At 73.5% G+C, this 19,249-nt stretch carries 18 protein-coding genes; 11 read left to right on the top strand and 7 right to left on the bottom strand.

What is annotated here, in order from left to right; all coding sequences use genetic code 11:
* Positions 1 to 382: 382 nt before the first annotated feature.
* A complete protein-coding gene (glgX, locus tag O2W17_RS16845) occupies positions 383 to 2,494 on the top strand; it encodes a glycogen debranching protein GlgX (protein WP_269193597.1) in 2,112 nt (703 codons plus the stop codon).
* Positions 2,491 to 4,824 carry a malto-oligosyltrehalose synthase gene (gene treY / locus O2W17_RS16840; RefSeq protein ID WP_269193596.1) on the top strand — a complete coding sequence of 778 codons (2,334 nt, stop codon included), beginning with the start codon at positions 2,491 to 2,493 and terminating at the stop codon, positions 4,822 to 4,824. The genes glgX and treY overlap by 4 nt, the downstream gene beginning before the upstream one ends.
* A gap of 27 nt (positions 4,825 to 4,851) precedes the next feature.
* Here treY and O2W17_RS16835 read toward each other — a convergent pair whose 3' ends face one another.
* Positions 4,852 to 5,808, bottom strand: a complete 957-nt coding sequence (locus tag O2W17_RS16835; RefSeq protein ID WP_269193595.1) for an ATP-grasp fold amidoligase family protein — start codon at positions 5,806 to 5,808, stop codon at positions 4,852 to 4,854.
* A 255-nt stretch (positions 5,809 to 6,063) separates the two neighbouring features.
* The gene (locus tag O2W17_RS16830; protein WP_269193594.1) at positions 6,064 to 6,831 is read right to left on the bottom strand and encodes a hypothetical protein; all 768 of its coding nucleotides are present in this window, start codon (positions 6,829 to 6,831) and stop codon (positions 6,064 to 6,066) included.
* 171 nt (positions 6,832 to 7,002) lie between these two features.
* Here O2W17_RS16830 and O2W17_RS16825 point away from each other — a divergent pair, with 171 nt between their 5' ends.
* Positions 7,003 to 7,743, top strand: coding sequence for a hypothetical protein (locus tag O2W17_RS16825; RefSeq protein ID WP_269193593.1), 741 nt, complete (start codon positions 7,003 to 7,005; stop codon positions 7,741 to 7,743).
* A gap of 43 nt (positions 7,744 to 7,786) precedes the next feature.
* On the opposite strand, the gene O2W17_RS16820 is transcribed toward O2W17_RS16825, so the two are convergent.
* On the bottom strand, positions 7,787 to 8,641 hold the full coding sequence (locus O2W17_RS16820) for an ATP-grasp fold amidoligase family protein (RefSeq protein WP_269193592.1): 855 nt from the start codon (positions 8,639 to 8,641) through the stop codon (positions 7,787 to 7,789).
* Between the two features lie 336 nt (positions 8,642 to 8,977).
* Between O2W17_RS16820 and treZ the strand changes: the two genes are divergently transcribed.
* Together treZ and O2W17_RS16810 are read left to right on the top strand one after the other, a co-directional pair.
* Entirely contained in the window at positions 8,978 to 10,732 is a 1,755-nt protein-coding gene (gene treZ / locus O2W17_RS16815; RefSeq protein WP_269193591.1) for a malto-oligosyltrehalose trehalohydrolase, read from the top strand.
* Positions 10,732 to 11,469 (top strand): dihydrofolate reductase family protein, encoded by a 738-nt coding sequence (locus O2W17_RS16810; protein ID WP_269193590.1) that lies wholly within the window; start codon positions 10,732 to 10,734, stop codon positions 11,467 to 11,469. The genes treZ and O2W17_RS16810 overlap by 1 nt, the downstream gene beginning before the upstream one ends.
* A gap of 46 nt (positions 11,470 to 11,515) precedes the next feature.
* Here O2W17_RS16810 and O2W17_RS16805 read toward each other — a convergent pair whose 3' ends face one another.
* Positions 11,516 to 12,082: a maltokinase N-terminal cap-like domain-containing protein gene (locus O2W17_RS16805; RefSeq protein WP_269193589.1), complete on the bottom strand. Its 567-nt coding sequence runs from the start codon at positions 12,080 to 12,082 to the stop codon at positions 11,516 to 11,518.
* A 111-nt stretch (positions 12,083 to 12,193) separates the two neighbouring features.
* Here O2W17_RS16805 and O2W17_RS16800 point away from each other — a divergent pair, with 111 nt between their 5' ends.
* The 3 genes from O2W17_RS16800 to ligD all read left to right on the top strand — a co-directional run bounded on the left by O2W17_RS16800 (position 12,194) and on the right by ligD (position 16,017).
* Entirely contained in the window at positions 12,194 to 13,264 is a 1,071-nt protein-coding gene (locus O2W17_RS16800; RefSeq protein ID WP_269193587.1) for an ATP-dependent DNA ligase, read from the top strand.
* An 85-nt stretch (positions 13,265 to 13,349) separates the two neighbouring features.
* Positions 13,350 to 14,915, top strand: a complete 1,566-nt coding sequence (locus O2W17_RS16795) for an alpha/beta hydrolase (protein ID WP_269193586.1) — start codon at positions 13,350 to 13,352, stop codon at positions 14,913 to 14,915.
* A 34-nt stretch (positions 14,916 to 14,949) separates the two neighbouring features.
* Positions 14,950 to 16,017 (top strand): non-homologous end-joining DNA ligase, encoded by a 1,068-nt coding sequence (gene ligD / locus O2W17_RS16790; RefSeq protein ID WP_269193585.1) that lies wholly within the window; start codon positions 14,950 to 14,952, stop codon positions 16,015 to 16,017.
* Positions 16,018 to 16,024: 7 nt separating this feature from the next.
* Here the strand turns inward: ligD and O2W17_RS16785 are convergent, their stop codons facing one another.
* On the bottom strand, positions 16,025 to 16,657 hold the full coding sequence (locus O2W17_RS16785) for a flagellar brake protein (protein ID WP_269193584.1): 633 nt from the start codon (positions 16,655 to 16,657) through the stop codon (positions 16,025 to 16,027).
* A 226-nt stretch (positions 16,658 to 16,883) separates the two neighbouring features.
* Positions 16,884 to 17,105 carry a hypothetical protein gene (locus O2W17_RS16780; protein ID WP_269193583.1) on the bottom strand — a complete coding sequence of 74 codons (222 nt, stop codon included), beginning with the start codon at positions 17,103 to 17,105 and terminating at the stop codon, positions 16,884 to 16,886.
* Positions 17,106 to 17,374: 269 nt separating this feature from the next.
* On the opposite strand from O2W17_RS16780, the gene O2W17_RS16775 reads away from it, so the two are divergent.
* Both O2W17_RS16775 and O2W17_RS16770 read left to right on the top strand, forming a co-directional pair.
* Positions 17,375 to 17,779 carry a hypothetical protein gene (locus O2W17_RS16775; RefSeq protein ID WP_269193582.1) on the top strand — a complete coding sequence of 135 codons (405 nt, stop codon included), beginning with the start codon at positions 17,375 to 17,377 and terminating at the stop codon, positions 17,777 to 17,779.
* 158 nt (positions 17,780 to 17,937) lie between these two features.
* Positions 17,938 to 18,141 (top strand): cold-shock protein, encoded by a 204-nt coding sequence (locus O2W17_RS16770; RefSeq protein ID WP_014377016.1) that lies wholly within the window; start codon positions 17,938 to 17,940, stop codon positions 18,139 to 18,141.
* 69 nt (positions 18,142 to 18,210) lie between these two features.
* Here O2W17_RS16770 and O2W17_RS16765 read toward each other — a convergent pair whose 3' ends face one another.
* The gene (locus O2W17_RS16765) at positions 18,211 to 18,690 is read right to left on the bottom strand and encodes a hypothetical protein (RefSeq protein WP_269193581.1); all 480 of its coding nucleotides are present in this window, start codon (positions 18,688 to 18,690) and stop codon (positions 18,211 to 18,213) included.
* Between the two features lie 110 nt (positions 18,691 to 18,800).
* Here O2W17_RS16765 and msrB point away from each other — a divergent pair, with 110 nt between their 5' ends.
* Positions 18,801 to 19,217 (top strand): peptide-methionine (R)-S-oxide reductase MsrB, encoded by a 417-nt coding sequence (gene msrB, locus O2W17_RS16760; RefSeq protein WP_269193580.1) that lies wholly within the window; start codon positions 18,801 to 18,803, stop codon positions 19,215 to 19,217.
* Positions 19,218 to 19,249: the final 32 nt, after the last annotated feature.

Genomic DNA, 19,249 nt, shown 5'->3' with positions numbered 1-19,249 from the left:
AGCGTGCCGGGTCGCAGGAGCGGTCCACGCCGAGGACCAGCGCCACCCGGGTTCCCCGGGCGAGGTCGGACCCGGCGCGCCGGTCCCGGCCCCCGGAGGGGTGCGACGCCCGCGGACCTCCGGCCGGGCCGACCGGTGGCACCGAGGCCGGACCTGCGCACGACGCCCCCCGCGGCCCGCCGCGGGGGGCGTCGTCGACCACGGGTCCGGTCCCCCCGGCGGGCGCGGCGGGTTCGCGGTACGTCTCACACGCCGCGGAGGTGTGGCGGACCGCCGGGGCGGGCAACGGGGTCCCGACGCCCGTCCCGACCCGGCTGCGTAAGCATGTACCGGGTCACCCGCCCCCGGCCCGGGGCGCCCTGCGCAGGAGGAACAGCCCAACATGACCCAGGTGTGGCCCGGAAACGCCTACCCTCTCGGCGCCACGTACGACGGCACCGGCACCAACTTCGCCATCTTCAGCGAGGTGGCCGAGAAGGTCGAGCTGTGCCTGTTCGACGAGCAGGGGAACGAGGAGCGCATCCGGCTGCCGGAGATGGACGGCTACGTGTGGCACGCCTTCCTGCCGGGGATCCATGCCGGCCAGAAGTACGGCTTCCGAGTGCACGGCCCCTACGACCCGGCCCATGGGCTCCGGTGCAACCCGAACAAGCTGCTGCTGGACCCCTACGCGAAGGCGGTCGACGGCCAGATCGACTGGGCCCAGGCGTGCTTCGGCTACGACTTCGAGACCAAGGAACGCAACGACGAGGACTCGGCGCCGCACATGCCGAAGTCCGTCGTGGTCAGCCCCTACTTCGACTGGGGCGTGGACCGCCCGCCGAGGACGCCGTACAACAAGACGGTCATCTACGAGGCCCACGTCAAGGGCTTGACGATGACCAATCCCCGCATCCCGGAGGAGCTGCGCGGCACGTACGCCGGCGTGGCCCACCCGGCCACGATCGAGCACCTCACCGACATGGGCATCACGGCGATCGAGCTGCTGCCGGTGCACCAGTTCGTCCAGGACGACACGCTGCAGCAGAAGGGCCTGCGCAACTACTGGGGCTACAACACGATCGGCTTCTTCGCCCCGCACAACGAGTACGCCAGCGACACCTCGGCGGGCCAGCAGGTCCAGGAGTTCAAGGCCATGGTGCGCGCGCTGCACGAGGCGGGCATCGAGGTCATCCTCGACGTCGTCTACAACCACACCGCCGAGGGCAACCACAACGGCCCCACGCTGTCCTTCCGCGGCATCGACAACCGCACGTACTACAAGCTCGTGGAGGGCGACGAGCGGTACTACATGGACTTCACCGGTACCGGGAACACGCTCAACGTCCGGACGCCGCAGTCGCTGCAGCTGATCATGGACTCGCTCCGCTACTGGGTCACCGAGATGCACGTCGACGGGTTCCGCTTCGACCTCGCCTCCGCGCTGGCCCGCGAGCTGCACGCCGTCGACCGGCTGTCCACGTTCTTCGACCTCGTGCACCAGGACCCGGTGGTCAGCCAGGTGAAGCTGATCGCCGAGCCGTGGGACGTCGGCGAGGGCGGCTACCAGGTGGGCAACTTCCCCGCGCTGTGGACGGAGTGGAACGGCAAGTACCGCGACACGGTGCGCGACTTCTGGCGCGGCGAGGGCGGCACCATCGGCGAGTTCGCCGACCGGATCTCCGGGTCCTCCGACCTGTACCAGCACTCGGGACGGCGTCCGTTCGCGAGCATCAACTTCGTCACCGCGCACGACGGCTTCACCCTCAACGACCTCGTCTCCTACAACGAGAAGCACAACGAGGCCAACGGCGAGGGCAACAACGACGGCGAGAGCCACAACCGCAGCTGGAACCACGGCGTGGAGGGCGAGACCGACGACCCGGAGATCCTGCAGCTGCGGGCGCAGCAGCGGCGCAACTTCATCGCCACGATCATGCTGAGCCAGGGCGTGCCGATGCTGCTGCACGGCGACGAGCTGGGCCGTAGCCAGGGCGGCAACAACAACGGCTACTGCCAGGACTCCGAGCTCACCTGGATCGACTGGGAGAACGTGGACGAGGGGCTGCTCGAGTTCACCAAGAAGGTGACCAAGCTCCGCTGCGACCACCCGACGTTCCGTCGTCGCCGGTTCTTCCACGGCCGGCCGGTCCGCCGCGGCCTGGGCGACCCGGTGCCCGACATCGCCTGGCTGGCCCCCTCCGGCGAGGAGATGGCCGACGAGGACTGGGACGCCGCCTACGCCAAGTCGCTGGCCGTCTACCTCAACGGCGTCGGCATCCGGGAGACCGACGAGCGCGGCGAGTACGTCAAGGACGACCACTTCTACCTGGCGTTCAACGCCTCGCACGAGCCGATCGACTTCGCCCTGCCCAGCGACGACTACTCGCGCAGCTGGACGACGGTGCTCGACACCGCCGAGATGAACGAGGTGGAGCCGGTCGAGGTCAAGCCCGGTGAGACCGTCACCGTGCAGGGCCGCTCGATCATCGTCCTGACCGGTCCCGCCCAGTGACGCAGCCGATCCAGGTCCCCGGGAGCGAACGCCGCCGCGGGACCCCCGCGGCGACGTACCGGCTGCAGGTGCACGCCGGCTTCCCGCTGCAGGACGCCGCCGACGTCGCGGGGTACCTCGCCGACCTCGGTGTGACGCACGCGTACTCCTCCCCCCTGCTCCGCTCGGCGGAGGGCAGCACGCACGGCTACGACACCGTCGACCACGCGCACGTCGACGAGGCCCGCGGCGGCCAGGCCGGCTTCGACCGGTTCGTCGCCGCGCTGCACGAGCACGGCCTGGGCCTGGTGCTGGACCTGGTGCCCAACCACATGGGCGTCGACGACCCATCGGCGGCCCCGTGGTGGTGGGACGTCCTGCAGCACGGCCGGGGCTCCGCGCACGCGGCGGCGTTCGACATCGACTGGGAGTTCGGCGGCGGCAAGGTCCGCATCCCCGTGCTCGGGTCCGGCGACGACGTCGCGAAGCTGGAGGTGGTGGACGGCGAGCTGCGCTACTACGACAACCGCTTCCCGATCGCACCCGGCACCGAGCAGGGGACGCCGCAGGACGTGCACGCCCGCCAGCACTACGAGCTGGTCGACTGGCGGCGCGCCGACTCCGACCTGAACTACCGCCGGTTCTTCGCGATCAACACCCTCGCCGGCCTGCGGGTCGAGGACCCCGCGATCTTCGACGCGACCCACGAGCTGGTGCTGCGGTTCGTGCACGACGGCGCCGTCGACGGGCTGCGGATCGACCACCCGGACGGGCTGGCCGACCCGAAGGGCTACCTCGACCGCCTGGCCGAGGCGTCGGAGAACCGCTGGACCGTCGTCGAGAAGATCCTCGAGCCGGGCGAGGACCTGCCCGACAGCTGGGCGACGGCCGGGACGACCGGCTACGACGCGCTCGCCGAGGTCGACGAGGTGCTCGTCGACCCGGCCGGCGAGGCCGCGCTCACCGCGCTGGACACCGAGCTCACCGGCGGGCCGGTCGACTACGCGCAGCTGGTGCGGACCTGCAAGCGCGAGGTCACCGACGGCATGCTCGGCTCCGAGGTGGCCCGGCTGGTCCGCGTCATCGGCGAGCTGCCCGGCATCGACCGCGCGCAGCAGACCGAGGCGCTGGCCGAGCTGCTCGCCACCTTCGGCGTCTACCGCAGCTACCTGCCTGACGGCCGCGAGCACCTCGACGCCACGGTGGCGGCCGTCCGGGAGCGCCGACCGGACCTCGTCCCGGCCCTGGACGCGCTGCACCCGGTGCTGTCGCAGGCCGGTACCGAGGCGGCCACCCGCTTCGAGCAGACCAGCGGCCCGGTCATGGCCAAGGGCGTCGAGGACAGCGCCTACTACCGGTGGGCGCGGTTCGTCGCGCTCAACGAGGTGGGCGGCGACCCGGCGCGCTTCGGCAGCACCGTGGCCGAGTTCCACGAGGCGCAGGCTCGCCGGCTGGCGCGGTACCCGCAGGGGATGACGACGCTCTCCACGCACGACACCAAGCGCAGCGAGGACGTCCGCGCCCGGCTGGCGGTGCTCGCCGAGATCCCCACCGAGTGGGCGCAGCTGGTGCGGGGCTGGCTGGGCCGGCACCCGCTGGCCGACCGGTCGCTGGCCCACCTGGTCTGGCAGAACCTCGTCGGGGCGTGGCCGCTGTCGCCCGAGCGGGCGCACGCCTACGTGGAGAAGGCCGCCCGCGAGGCGGGGACCTCGACGACCTGGACCAACCCGGTGCAGGAGTTCGAGGAGCAGCTGCACGCGCTGGTCGACGCCGCGTTCGACGACCCGGCGACGACCGCCGAGATCGACGCCTTCGTCACCCGGATCGCCCCGCTGGGCTGGTCGAACTCGCTGAGCCAGAAGCTGCTGCAGCTGACGATGCCCGGCGTCCCCGACGTCTACCAGGGCACCGAGCTGTGGGACTTCTCCCTGGTCGACCCGGACAACCGCCGGCCGGTCGACTACGCGCTGCGCCGCACGCTGCTGGCCTCCCTGGACGGCGGTGAGGTGCCGGCCGTCGACGAGACCGGGGCGGCCAAGCTGCTGGTCACCTCCCGCACGCTGCGGGCCCGGCGGGACCACCCCGAGTGGTTCACCGGCTACGAGCCCGTCGGGGTGATCGGGTCGGCCGCGGAGCAGGTGATCGCCTACGACCGCGGGGGCGTCGTCGTCGTCGCGACCCGGCTGCCGGCCCGCCTGGCCGCCGACGGCTGGGGGGACACCGCGCTGCAGCTGCCCAACGGCGCCTGGCGCGACCTGTTCACCGGCGGGCGCGCGGTCTCCGACGTCGCCGGGGTCGCCCTGGACAGGCTGCTCACCCGGCTGCCGGTGGCGCTGCTCGTCCGCGACTGAGCAGCCGCCCGCACGTCGAGTGCGCGCTCAGCGTGGTCCGGGTGCTCCCGGGACCACGCTGAGCGCGCGCTGGCCGCCCGCCGCCGGGTCGGACGACGTCGGCAGCGACCAGCGGTCCCCGAGCCACTCGTCGAACGAGCGCGGCTCGTACCGCATGACGCCGCCGCTCGGGTACGGCGTGAGCTCGCCGAACCAGACGGCGTCACCCGTGCTGTACAGGTCGACCCGCATGAAGTCGAAGGGCCGGGCGAGCACCTCCGCCGCGTGCAGCATGGCGGCCAGGTTGGCCGGGGCCGCGGTCGGCGGCCCGCTCGGCACGACGAGCTGGACGGGGACGTGCTCCCAGTCGGGGGTGTAGTAGCTGCGCGTGTGGTTGCTCGTGAACCTGCCCCGGTCCACCTGTACGGCGGCGACCTCCCCGTGGAAGACCAGGAACTTGTAGTCGTCCAGCGGGCCGCCGCCCCCGGCGATGTCCTCCTCGACGAGGAACAGGTGGCGGGCCTGGCTGTACGCCCACTCCCCCAGCAGCACGCTCTGGTCGTCCCGCAGCCAGTCCCGCGTCGCCGCCACGGTCGCGGCGTCGATCACGTCCGACGATGCCCCGAAGCGCACCAGGCCGCTCCGGTGGTTCGGCTTGAGCACCCAGGCCCGGTCGAACGCGCGACCGGCCACCGCGCCCAGGTCGTCCCCCGACCACAGCGTCTCGGGCACGGCCACACCCGCCTCCTGCTGGACGCGGGCCGCGTACTCCTTCATCGCCAGCTTGTCGCACGTCCACGCCAGCTCGGGCCGGCGGTCCCGCAGGATGCGCCAGTTGACCTTCTCGGTGAACGTCCGCGGATCACTCAGCCGCGGCAGGCGGTGGTGACCGGCCAGGTACAGGTACCGCCGCCGGGCGGTCGGCGGCAGCAGACCGGCGATCCGGCGGTGCGCGGGCTGCAGGGTCGAACGGAGGACCGCGTTCAGCTGGCTCCGGGGCATCATCGGTCCTTCTGTGCCGCCGCCGGCCGGTCCGGCGATCTCCTGGCCGTGGCCGACGCAGACGGTCCGCAGCCGGGGCGAGACTACGTGGCACGACACGTTCCGTAACCCCTCCGTCGAGGGAGATGTGCCGCCGGGCGGGCGATCCGTACCGGCAGGAGCGGCTTCCGCTGCCGGTGGCGCTGCTCGGCCGAGAACCTGCCGCGCCCCGCACGTGCGTGCGCGATCCGCGCCGCTCCCCCGGGCCCGCTCAGGAGGTCAGGACGGCGAGGTGCCCGACCGCTGCTCCGCCAGGTCGGCCGGTCGGCCCACGGCCCGGACGGTCCGCCGGGACATCGAGATCATCGCGGCCAGGAAGACGATCGCGCCGGCCATCTCCAGCGACTCCTCGATCGACGACGCCACGACGAACGCCAGGCTCCCCTTCTGGCCCCCGGCGAGGTCGTAGGCCAGACCACCGAGCGCCTCCACGCCCATCGCCCCGCCGACGTAGAGCACGGCGGCGATCACGACGAGACGGCCGATCGGCGCGGGCAGTGCCCGCAGGAAGCCGAGGTAGGTCAGCGCGAACGCGACGACGACGGGTGCTGCGACCAGGATCCAGCCGAACGAGAAGATCCCGCCGGCATCGATCACCGAGTCGACCACCACCTCGGCCGACTCGTGCAGCCGGGCCGCCTCGTCGGCGGAGAGGTAGGCGAAGGTCACGGCGAGGAACCCCCAGTGCCGCCACCACCTGTCCCCCGCGGCCCGCCGGTCCGCCGCGATGCCCCAGACGACCAGGGCGGAGAGCAGGAGCATCGTCGCGGACAGCCAGGACGCCAGGTTGGCCTCCTGGTCGACGCTGAAGATGCGCAGGAGGCCCTGGTACCCGAAGAACACCGGCTGCCGCATCCCGCTCTCGAGCTCGGCCGCGTTCGCCGGATCGGTGGCGATCAGCCGCAGCACGAAGCTCACGATGTTGATGACGACGGCAGCCGCGCTGAGCGCGATGATCAATCGCCGGGTGTTGCCGGTCGGCACCATCGGAACCGTCTCCTACCCCTCGCGAGTCCTTTTGGGTAGGCCTCAATGGACCAACCGTAGCTGAACTCCAGGGGCCCGGGCCTGCTCAGCTGCGGGTTCCCGACCCGGACGGCCTGGCGCATCCGTCGCCGTCGACCGGGTGGACAGGTCGTCTGCGTAGCATCGCGCCGCATGACCGGACGACCTGACACCGATCGCGTGCAGCTCCTGTGGACCGGCGGCTGGGACTCCTCGTTCCGGTTGATGCACCTGCTGCTCGTCGAGCGGCGCCCCGTGCAGCCGATCTACGTGATCGACACCGGCCGGCCCAGCACGCTCTTCGAGCTGCGCGCCATGGCGGCCATGCGCGCGGGGCTGCTCGCCCGGCTGGCGGACCCGTCCCTCCTGGCCCCGACCCGCGTGGTCCTGGCGAGCGATCACCCGCCGGCGCCGCAGGACGCGGCGATCGGGGAAGGCCTGCGCCGGGAGACGTCGATGGGCACCCAGTACGTGTGGCTCAGCGGCCCGGCTGGAGCGCTCGGGTGGTCCGGCGTCGAGCTCTGCATCGAGCGCTACGAGTCCGGCCTCAGCGACTGGCAGCGCAGGATCTTCGCCGAGCCGGGCGTGCTGAACGGATCACCGGAGTCGGAGCTCTTCCGGTTCTGGTCGTTCCCCGTCATCCACCTGACCAAGGACGAGATGCGGGAGGCCGCCCGGTCCGCCGGCTTCCTGGACCTGCTCCTGCTGCGCTGGTTCTGCTTCCGCCCGCTGCTCGGCAGGCCGTGCGGGCGGTGCCGTCCCTGCCGGCTGACGCACCGCGAGGGGGTCCGCTTCGCCAACCCCGTCCTGGTCGCGGTCCGCGACCTTTTGCGCAAGGCCGCGAAGGCGGTGCGGGAGCCCGCCGCGGCGCTGGACGTGCTGCGCCGGCGCTGACGCCGGACGGTCCGGCCACCCCGCCGTCGCCCGCCGCTGGGACTCAGCGGGACAGCGTCGGCAGGGACCACCGCTCGCCGAGCCACGAGTCGAACTCGGGGGGCTCGAACCGCGTGACGCCCCCGCCCGGGTACGGCGTGAGCTCGCCGAACCAGACCGTGTCCCCCGTGCTGTACAGGTCGACCCGCATGAAGTCGAAGGAGCGCCCGAGGACCTCCGCCGCGTGCAGCATGGCGGCCAGGTTGCCCGGCGCCACGGTCGGCGGGCCGCTCGGCACCGTCTTCTGGACGGTGATGGGCTCCCACTCGGGTGAGTAGTAGTTGCGCACGTGCTGCCTGGTGAACCTGCCTCGATCGACCTGGATCGCGGCGACCTCCCCGTGGAAGACGAAGAACTTGTAGTCGTCCAGCGGACCGGCCCCGGCGATGTCCTCCTCGACGAGGAACAACTGCCGGGCCTGGCTGTAGGCCCACTCCCCCAGCAGCACGCTCTGGTCGTCGCCCAGCCAGTCCCGCGTCGCCGCTACCGTCGGGGCATCCATCGGCTGCGCGGCGGCCCCGAAGCGCACCAGGCCGCTCCGGTGGTTGGGCTTGAGCACCCAGGCCCGGTCGAACGCGCGACCGGCCACGGCCCCCAGGTCCTCCCCCGACCACAGCGTCTCGGGCACGGCCACACCCGCCTCCTGCTGGACGCGGGCCGCGTACTCCTTCATCGCCAGCTTGTCGCACGTCCACGCCAGCTCGGGCCGGCGGTCCCGCAGGATGCGCCAGTTGACCTTCTCGGTGAACGTCCGCGGATCCCGCAGCCGCGGCAGGCGGTGGTGACCGGCCAGGTAGAGGTACCGCCGCCGGGCGGTCGGCGGCAGGAGCCCGGCGATCCGGCGGTGCGCGGGCTGCAAGCGCGAACGCAAGGCTGCATTCAGCCGACTACGGGGCATCGGGAAGTCCTCCTGCGGGGAACGCCGGCATGTCCGCCGACCGTCCGGCCGGGAACGGACATGTGTTTCCCTCTGCCCGGCGACTGTAGCCGCGACACACCGTCCCCACCTGCGCTCGGGCGGTGGACGAGCTCGCCCGCCCGCACGACGAGCGCCCCGCGCGTCGCGTCCGCCCGGTCGCCCGCCACGCCGGGCGGCGGCTGGTCCGTGCGCGGGTGTGTCCCGGTCGGCGGTTGGCCGACCGCCGTACGGGCATGAGCAGCCTGTCCCGCCCGCACCGTTCCTGGAGGCCCCCGCATGCCCGCTCCCGTCGAGTTCACCGTCTGGGCCCCGCTGCCCGAGCGCGTGCGCGTGCAGGTCGACGGCACCGTCCACGACATGCGCCGGGACGACGGCGGCTGGTGGCGGGCCGAGATCGACGCCCGGCCCGACGCCGACTACGGCTTCCTGCTGGGCGACGACGACACCCCCCGCCCAGACCCGCGCTCGCGGCGGCAGCCCGAGGGCGTGCACGGCCTGTCGCGCCGGTTCGACCCGTCCGCCTACACGTGGGGCGACGACGCCTGGACCGGGCGGCCGCTGGCCGGCGGGTCGGTCTACGAGATGCACATCGGCACCTTCACGCCCGAGGGCACCCTCGACGCGGCGATCGGCCGGCTGGGCCACCTGGTGCGCCTCGGCGTCGACTTCGTCGAGCTGCTGCCGGTCAACGCCTTCAACGGCACGCACAACTGGGGCTACGACGGCGTGCTCTGGTACGCGGTGCAGGAGGAGTACGGCGGCCCGGAGGCCTACCAGCGGTTCGTCGACGCCTGCCACCAGCAGGGCCTGGGCGTCATCCAGGACGTCGTCTACAACCACCTCGGGCCGTCCGGGAACTACCTGCCGCTGTACTTCCCGATCTTCGCCGAGGGCGGGTCCAACACCTGGGGCGAGTCGATCAACCTCTCCGGGCCCGACTCCGACGAGGTTCGCCGCTACATCCTCGACAACGTGCTGATGTGGCTGCGCGACATGCACGTCGACGGCCTGCGCCTGGACGCCGTGCACGCCCTCGTCGACGAGCGCGCCGTGCCCATCCTGGAGCAGATGGCCGTCGAGGTGGACAGCCTGTCGGTCGCCGTCGGCCGGCCGCTCACCCTGATCGCCGAGAGCGACCTCAACGATCCGCGCATGGTCACCCCGCGCGCGGCCGGCGGGACCGGGCTGGCCGCCCAGTGGAGCGACGACTTCCATCACGCCCTGCACACCACGCTGACCGGGGAGGGCCAGGGCTACTACGCCGACTTCGCGCAGGCCGGGCTGCCCGGCCTGGCCAAGACGCTGACCGGGGCCTTCTTCCACGACGGCAGCTGGTCGAGCTTCCGGCGCCGCTCGCACGGCCGGCCGGTGGACACCGCCCGGCTGCCCGGCTGGAAGTTCCTCGCCTACCTCCAGGACCACGACCAGATCGGCAACCGCGCGGTGGGCGACCGCATCTCGGCCTCCCTCTCCCCCGGCCAGCTCGCCGTGGGCGCCACCCTGGTGCTCACCAGCCCGTTCACGCCGATGCTCTTCATGGGCGAGGAGTGGGGCGCCACCACGCCCTGGCAGTTCTTCACCAGCCACCCCGAGCCCGAGCTGGGCAAGGCCACCGCCGAGGGCCGGATCGGCGAGTTCGCCGAGCACGGCTGGGACCCCGCCGTCGTCCCCGACCCGCAGGACCCGGAGACCTTCACCCGCTCCAAGCTGGACTGGTCCGAGCTGTCGCAGGAGCCGCACGAGCGCCTGCTGGCGGTGCACCGGTCGCTGCTGGCGCTGCGCCGCGCCCACCCCGACCTGGTCGACGCCGACCTCTCCGCCGTGCAGGTCTCCTGGGACGACGCCGACCGCTGGCTGGTGGTGCACCGCGGCTCGCTGCGGGTGGTGGCGAACCTGGCCGGCGAGCCGCGGGAGATCGACCTCGACCGGCCGGTGGCCGACGTCCTCTTCAGCACCGGTGAGCTGCCGACGGTGGACGGGGACACGGTCACGCTGACCGCCGAGAGCGCGGCCGTGTTCAGCACCCGCTGATGCGCCGCCTCCTCCCCGGACCGGCCGAGCTGGACGACGCCGGGCTGGTCGAGGCTTACCGGCTGCCCCCGGGGCGATCGCTGCGGGTCAACTTCGTGGCCTCCCTGGACGGCGCCGTGACCGTGGACGGACGTAGCGGTGGTCTCGGCTCCCCCGGCGACGAGCGGGTCTTCCGGCTGCTGCGTGCCCTCTCCGACGCCGTCCTGGTCGGCTCCGGGACGGCGTCGGCCGAGGGCTACCGGCCGATCACGGCCGACTCCGCCGTCGGCCGGCTGCGGGTGGAGCTCGGCCGTCCGGCCACCGCGCCGGTCGTGGTGGTGTCCCGGCGGGCCTCGCTGGCACCGGACGACCGGCTGGTGGCCGGCGCGGTCTCGCCCACCGTGCTGATCACCACCGGGACGGCCGATCCCGGGCGCCGGGCCGCCCTGGCGGAGGCGGGGGTGCGGGTGCTGGTCTGCGGCGAGGACGACGTCGACCTGCCGCTCGCCCTCGACCGGCTGGCCGGGCTCGGCCTGGATCAGGTGCTCTGCGAGGGCGGCCCCCAGTTGTTCCGTGCGGCGTTGCGCGCCGGGGTGGTCGACGACCTGGCGCTCTCGATGGCGCCGTCGCTGGTCGGCCCGGCCGGTGCCCGGCTGCTCGGCGGGGAACTGGCCGACGTCGTCCCCCTCGAGCTGCGCCAGGTGCTCGAGGAGGACGGCATGCTGTTCACCCGGTACGGCGTCCGGGCGGCCCGCTGACCCCGGCCCGGGGCGGCGATCCGGCCCCGCGACGGGCCGACGGGCGCTACCGGACGACGGCGACGACGCCCCGGGCCGCGCTCCCGTCCGGTCGCGCCCAGTCCGCCTCGACCGTCCCGCGACCGTCGCCGGCCGCGGCGGGGCCGGGCACCCGGACGATCTCGACGGCGGTCGGCTGTTCCCCGTTCCCGGCCGGCGAGCGGCCGACGGTCGGATCGAGGGTGTCGCTCCGGGTCGCGTGCTGCGCCTCGACCGCGCCGCCCACGAACGCGAGCAGCTGGGCCACGGCGACCGGGTCCCGCTCGGCGTCGTAGATCCACCGGGTGCCCAGGACGCCGTGCTCCGAGGTGCCGAGGAGCCCGTCGGCCGCCTCGTCCAGGGGCGCACCGCGGTAGGTCAGCGGTACGGCGTACGTGGTCGCGTCCGCCCCGGTGCCGTCGGTGACCAGCAGGAACTCGATGCCGACGGCGCCGGCCGGGTCGTCCAGGCGGAAGCCACCCGCGCGGGACAGCTCCGGCGTCCCGGTGCCGCGGTACCAGGGCTGCCGGGGCAGCCAGCCGGCGACGAGCTCGAGCTTGGTGGGCGCCATGGTCGTGGCGTGGACGGTGGCCATGCCCGCACCCTCGCACGGCCGGACCGTGGGCGGGAAGGACGGCGCGGGCGGCCCGGACCGGCGGGACCGGCACGGCCCGCAGGTCCGCACCGGGCTGCTTGACTGACCGGCATGGACCTGCCCGTGATGCCGCCGGTGAAGCCGATGCTGGCCAAGGCCGCGACGAAGCTGCCGGTCGCCGACGGCATGTTCTACGAGCCCAAGTGGGACGGCTTCCGCTGCATCGTCTTCCGCGACGGCGACGAGGTGGAGCTGGGCAGCCGCAACGAGCGCCCGCTGACCCGCTACTTCCCCGAGGTGGTCGAGGCGGTCCGGGCCGCGCTGCCGGAGCGGTGCGTCGTGGACGGGGAGATCGTCGTCCCGGCCGGCGACCGGCTGCACTTCGAGGCGCTGCTGCAGCGGATCCACCCGGCCGAGTCCCGGGTGCGGCTGCTGGCCGAGCAGACCCCGGCCTCCTTCGTCGCCTTCGACCTGCTCGCCCTGGGCGACGAGTCGCTGCTGGAGGTCCCCTTCGCGGAGCGGCGGGCCCGCCTCGAGGCCGCCCTGGACGGGGTCCGGCCGCCGGTGCACCTGACGAGCGTCACCCGCGACCCCGGCACCGCGGAGCGCTGGTTCGAGACGTTCGAGGGCGCGGGCCTCGACGGCGTCGTCGCCAAGGCGGCGGACCTGCCCTACGGGCCGGACCAGCGGCTGATGACCAAGATCAAGCACGTCCGGACGGCGGACTGCGTCGTCGCCGGGTTCCGCTGGCACAAGAGCGGGCCGATCGTCGGCTCGCTGCTCCTGGGCCTCTACGACGAGGGGACGCTGCAGCACATCGGCGTCGCCGCCTCCTTCCCGATGAAGCGGCGGGCGGAGCTGGTGGAGGAGCTGGCGGCCTACCGCGCCGAGGCGCTCGACGGCCACCCGTGGCAGGACTGGGCCAACGCCCAGGTGCAGGAGGACGGGGAGAACCGCATGCCCGGTGCGGTCAGCCGGTGGAACGCGAAGAAGGACCTGTCCTGGGTGCCCCTGCGACCGGAGCTGGTGGTCGAGATCAAGTACGACCAGCTCGAGGGCCGTCGGCTCCGTCACACCGGCCAGTTCCTCCGCTGGCGCCCCGACCGGGACCCGCTCAGCTGCACGTACGACCAGCTCGACGTGCCGGTGCGCTACGACCTGGCCGAGGTGCTGGACCGGTGACCGGGATCGCCCGCGCCCCCGGCCCCTTCGCCCGATCGGGAGCGCGCCGCTGCACCGGTGGCGCGAGGCTCCTACGCTCGTGATCATGCGTCTGCACCGTGGCCTCCCGGCCGTCGCGTCCGGCCTGCTGCTGGCGTTGCCGCTGGCCCTGACCGGCTGCACCTCCTTCGCCGAGACCGCGGAGGCGCCGGCCGCCACGGCGGCGACGACGCCGCCGGCCGAACCCGAGGTCGCGCCGATCGAGTGGACCGACTGCGACGCGCAGATCCAGCCGCTGATCGAGGGCCAGCCCGGCAGCGAGCGCGACCTCGCCTTCGAGTGCGGCCGCACCGACGTGCCGATCAGCTACGACGAGCCCGGCGGGGCGACGCTGCCGCTGTTCCTGGTCCGGGCCGTCTTCGCCGGGCAGACCGACCGCATCGGCTCGCTGATGGTCAACCCCGGCGGTCCGGGCGGCTCCGGCGCGGACGCCGCCATCGGGCTGGCCCTCACCCTGCCCGAGGACGTGCTGCGCCGCTTCGACGTCGTCGGCTTCGACCCGCGAGGCGTGGGGCTGTCCACCCCCGTCGAGTGCATCCCCAAGGAGCTCAAGGACCGCGCGATCGCCGCCGAGCCGCGCCCCACCACCGAGGAGCAGCTCGACGCCGTCTTCGCGCTCACCGACGAGGTGGCCGAGGGCTGCGCCGAGCAGTACGGCGATGCGCTGGGCACCTTCAACACGGTGGACACCGCCCGGGACATGGAGCAGATCCGCCAGTCCCTGGGGGACGAGCAGCTGAACTACCTCGGCTACTCCTACGGCACCACGCTGGGCTCCACCTACGCCGAGCTCTTCCCCGACCGGGTGCGCGCCATGGTCCTCGACGCCGCGGTCGACCCCGACGCCGACGCGATCGCCGACGCCGCGGCCAGCGCCGCCGGGTTCGAGGCGGCCTTCGACGCCTTCGCCGAGAACTGCCGCGGCCTGATCGCCGGCTGCCCGCTGGGCGAGGACCCCCGGCTCTTCCTCGAGGAGCTGCTGGCGCAGGCGCAGACCACGCCCATCCCGAGCAGCGAGCCCGGGGAGACCCGGCAGGCCACGCCCGGCGTCGTGCTCACCGCGGTCCAGGCGGCGCTGTACGACACCGCGTCCTGGCCCCAGCTGGCGCAGGGCCTGGCCGCCGCCCGCAACGGGGACGCCCGGGCGCTGTTCTCGCTGGCCGACGACTACAGCGGCCGGCTCGAGGACGGCACCTACTCGAACCTCTTCGACGCGAACCTGGCGATCAACTGCGCCGACACCGAGGAGACGGTGGAGGAGGCCCGCGTGCGGGAGCTGGTCGCCGAGTGGAGCGCCGCGTACCCGCTGTTCGGCGCGGGCTCGGCCGCCGGTCTGTACACGTGCTCGGCGTGGGAGGCCGAGCGCACGCCCCTCCCCGAGCGCGACGCCGAGGGCAGCGCCCCGATCCTGGTGATCGGCAACGTCGGGGACCCGGTGACCCCGCTGGGGGGCGCCGTCGACCTCGCCGAGGACCTCGACAGCGGCGTGCTGCTCACCTGGGAGGGGCAGGGGCACACCGCCTACCCGAAGACCGAGTGCGTGACCGCCGCGGTCAACGCCTACCTCATCGACCTGGCGGTACCCGTGGACGCGGCGACCTGTCCTGCGTGACACTCGGCGACCCCGGAGCGAGCGGAGCAGCCGAATGGCCAGCAGCAAGGACGCCGTCGTCTTGGACGTCGACGGGCACGAGGTGCGGGTCTCCAACCCGGAGAAGCCGTACTTCCCCGACCGGGGCATCCGCAAGATCGACGTCGTCGAGTACTTCGTGGCCGTCGGCGAGGGGATCCTCTTCGCCCTGAGGGACCGGCCGACGACGCTGGAGCGCTGGCCGGGCGGGGTGTTCGAGGGCGCCCGCATCTCCACGCGAACGGACAACACCGGCGACGCGTTCTACCAGAAGCGGGTGCCGAAGAACGCCCCCGAGTGGATCCCGACCGCGCACATCACCTTCCCCAGCGGCCGGACGGCGGACGAGATCGCCCCCGACTCGGTGGCCGTGGTCGCCTGGGCGGCCAACCTCGGCACGCTCACCTTCCACCCGTGGCCGGTCACCCGGGCCGACGTCGAGCAGCCGGACCAGATCCGCATCGACCTGGACCCGCAGCCGGGCACGGACTTCTCCGACGCCGTGTGGGTGGCCCCGCACGTGCGCGAGCTGCTTCACGAGTTCGGCATGGAGGGCTGGCCGAAGACCTCCGGTGGCCGCGGCGTGCACATCTACGTCCCGATCCAGCCGCGCTGGACCTTCCCCGAGGTGCGCCGGGCGGTGATCGCGTTCGGCCGCGAGCTGGAGCGCCGCCTGCCCGAGCGCGTGACCATGTCGTGGTGGAAGGAGGAGCGCGGCGAGAAGATCTTCGTCGACTACAACCAGATGGCCCGGGACCGCACGATCGCCTCGGCGTACTCGATCCGGCCGAAGCCGCACGCCCCGGTCTCCGCGCCGGTGGACTGGGACGAGCTGCCCGACGTCCACCCGACCGACTTCGACATCCTCACCATGCCGGCCCGGTTCGCGAAGGTCGGCGACAAGCACGCCGGCCTCGCCGAGCACGCCTTCGGCATCGAGCCGCTGCTCGAGCTCGCCGAGCGGCAGGCGGCCGACGACGGCCTCGGTGACCTGCCCTACCCGCCCGACTACCCCAAGATGCCGGGTGAGCCGATGAGGGTGCAGCCCAGCCGCGCCCGCAAGCCCGCCGCCGGCGGGGAGTGAGCCGGCCTCAGTCGGCCAGCGCGCGCTCCTCGCGCAGCGCCCGGAACACCCGGCGGCGGAGCAGGTCCGCGTCCCGATCGGGCAGCTCGTGGAACTGCACCGACAGCAGCCACCGCGGGCCGGCCGCCTGCTGGCGGACGACGTGGCCGCGGACGTCCACCGTGACGTCGTCCAGCGTGATGCTCGCCTGTGCCGGCGTCCCCGGGTCCGGGGGGAGCCCCCACCCGTCGACGAGCGCCCGCATGCCCGCCTCGCTGAGGTCGACGGTGGTGCCGGTGAGCGAGCCGTCGAGCCACGGCAGGACCACCGGGACCTCGACGCGCGCCCGCACCGTCCGGCGGCGCTGGCTGCGCTCGGCCGGCCCGGTGGCGACGAGGTGCCACAGCGGCTCCTCGGTGGCCTCGACGCCGGTGACCTTCGCGGGGAGGGTCCGCTCCTCGTACCCGCTCACCCAGTAGATCGCGACCGGGTTCCCCGGCTCGACCTTCTGCTTCCACTCGTCGCCCTGGCCGAGGGGCCGGACGACGATGGTGTGCTCGTTGGAGACCTCCACCTGCGCGGTCACCGTCAGCCCTCGCGCCACGAGGGTGACGTCGGCCTGGCTGCTCTCCTCGGGCCGATCGTGCTCCGGCTCGGTCATGGCGGTCCTCCACTGCGGAAACGAGACGTGCTGGCGCCGGTGCGCCCCGGCGGAAGCTAGCGCGCCGGCCGGCCGGAACCGCACAGCGCAGTGGGCGTGTCCCGCTGGTCGGCCGCCTCCCCGGGCTGTCGATGACGCGCGGAGGGGATCGGCACCTGCCCGCGCGCTCCGGACACCTCCGGGCCGCCCGGTCACCCGGAGGGGTGAGCGGAGGGCGCGCCCGGGCTCAGCCGGCCAGCCGGGAGGCGGACGCGCCGAGCGCGTGCGCCCGCAGCGCGGCCGGCTGCCCGACCTGCCGGGCCAGCTCCGCCGCTGCCACCGCGGCGCGCAGGGCGTCGGCGGACTCCGCCAGCCGGTCGGCGATCACCAGGTCCAGGTCCGCGTCGTGCAGGTCCTCGATGTCGCGCAGGAAGACGGCGGCGGCGGGCGAGGCGGCGAGGGGGTGCATGAGGTCCTCCTGGATCGGTGGTGCGCCGGATCCGTCCGGCTCGATGCCACCGTCGCGAGCGACCCGCAGGGCGCCCTGCAGGAAAGCGCAGGAAATGCGCAAGACCGCGGGCGACCGGGCCGCAGCGTCACCACGCCGGCCGCTCGGTCGCCCGGACGGTCGCGCCCCTTGCCCCGGACGGGTGAGGCCCGCCGCCCGGGCACCGGCCGTTCCTCCAGCCGCGGGTAGCGGTGGTCGATGCAGCTGTCGACCACGGTGGAGGAGAACGGGTGAGGATCTGGCTGCTGGCGTACGGCGTGCTGTACGTCGTGATCGAGATGGTCGGCCGGAGCCTGGAGACCATCGGCTGGCCGCAGATCACCGCCCTCGACGTGGCGACGGCGGTCACCGACGCGTTCCTCACCGTCTCGGTCTGCCTGGCCCTCCTCCTCGCCGGCCAGCTGGGCCTGCGGCGCTGGAGCCGGGTCCGGTCCGTCCCGCCGCGGGGGCCGGCGCCTCCGCGCGTCCTCGCCGGTCCACCGCTCGGCGTCCGCTCGTGGCGGGCGCCGCTCGCCCTGCCGCCCGCCGCGCCGGTGCGCAGCCCCTACTCGGTGGGCGCCTACGGCCCCGGCTGGAGCCGGCGCGGACGGCGTGTCGCACCCGCGTTCCCGGAGGAGCCGGGCCGCCTGCTGTGAGCCCGCGGGACGCCGTCCGACCGGACGGCCGGGAATCCCAGGTCACAGTTCTGCCGCTCCTGTGTTCCCTTCTGGCGATCTTTGGCTAGGGTTGTGCCGTCGGGAAGGCCCTGCGCTATGGCAGGACCCCGATGCAGCACCTCAGCTAGGAGCGAGCAATGCCCGAAGGAACTGTCAAGTGGTTCAACGCGGAGAAGGGGTTCGGCTTCGCCACCCCCGACGGCGGCGGACCGGACGTCTTCGTCCACTACTCGGCCATCCAGTCCAGCGGGTACCGCTCGCTCGATGAAGGCCAGCGGATCGCGTTCGACATCGAGCAGGGCCAGAAGGGCCCGCAGGCTGCGAACGTCACCCCGCTCTGATCGCCTGATCAGCACAGCGCCCCCGCCCGGTTCTCCGGGCGGGGGCGCTGTCGTTCCGGGGCCGGGTCGCTAGCGCGCCCGGGGCACGTACCCGCCGATCAGCGCCGACATCAGCAGCGCTCCGTCGTGCTCGCCGACGGCGGCGGCCGCGTCGGCGAAGGCCTGCCAGCGCTGCCGCTCGACGTCGGTGGGCGCGTTCGCCGCCCGGGCGGCCAACTGCTCGGTGAGCCGCTCCCACTCGCTCTGCGGCGTCGGCCAGAGGCCGGTGAGCCGCCGGGCCTCCGCGGAGATGCCGGTGATCCGGACGATGTCGCCCGCGTGGTTGGTCAGCGGCTCGATGTACCCCGTGTCGGCCAGTGCCCTCGCCGCCGCGACCACCTCCGCCTTGGGCAGCCCGCTGGCGGGCACCACCGCACCCAGCAGGTAGGGCGTGTTGCCGTGCTCGGAGCTGTCGACGAGCCGGGCGATGGCGCGGAGCACCGGCAGGTCACGGGTGAACCAGACGTCCGGCAGCAGGCCGCGCGGCGCGGTGGGATCGGGGGAGGTCACTCCCCCAGTCTCCTCCCGGCCCGGCGCACGACGGCGCCCCGCCCCGGCGGCACGGGCGGAGCGCAGCCGGCCCGGGGAATGGTGCTCCGGGGGCGGTCGTTGCTCCAGGCATGACGACCTCCCCCCAGAAGCCCCAGGTCAGCAAGACCGACGAGGAGTGGCGGGCGCAGCTGTCCCCGGAGGAGTACGCGGTCCTCCGCCAGGCCGGTACCGAGCGGGCGTGGACCGGCGAGTACGTCGACACGAAGACCGTCGGCGTCTACGAGTGCCGCGCCTGCGGCGCCGAGCTGTTCCGCTCGGAAACCAAGTTCGACAGCCACTGCGGCTGGCCGTCGTTCTACGAGGCCTCCGCCGAGGACAACGTGATCCTCCGCGAGGACCGCAGCTTCGGCATGCGCCGGACCGAGGTGCTGTGCGCGACCTGCCACAGCCACCTGGGCCACCTCTTCGACGACGCCCCGCAGACGCCCACCGGCGACCGCTACTGCATCAACAGCGTCTCCATCCGGCTCTCCGCGGCGGAGTAGCCGCCCGCTCCGGGGGTGTTGTTCGCGCTCCG

The sequence above is a fragment of the Blastococcus sp. VKM Ac-2987 genome, assembly GCF_026967805.1.
Taxonomy (GTDB): domain Bacteria; phylum Actinomycetota; class Actinomycetes; order Mycobacteriales; family Geodermatophilaceae; genus Blastococcus.
The sequence above is the reverse complement of the archived record's forward strand: the minus strand, read 5'-3'. Positions and strand labels throughout refer to the sequence as shown.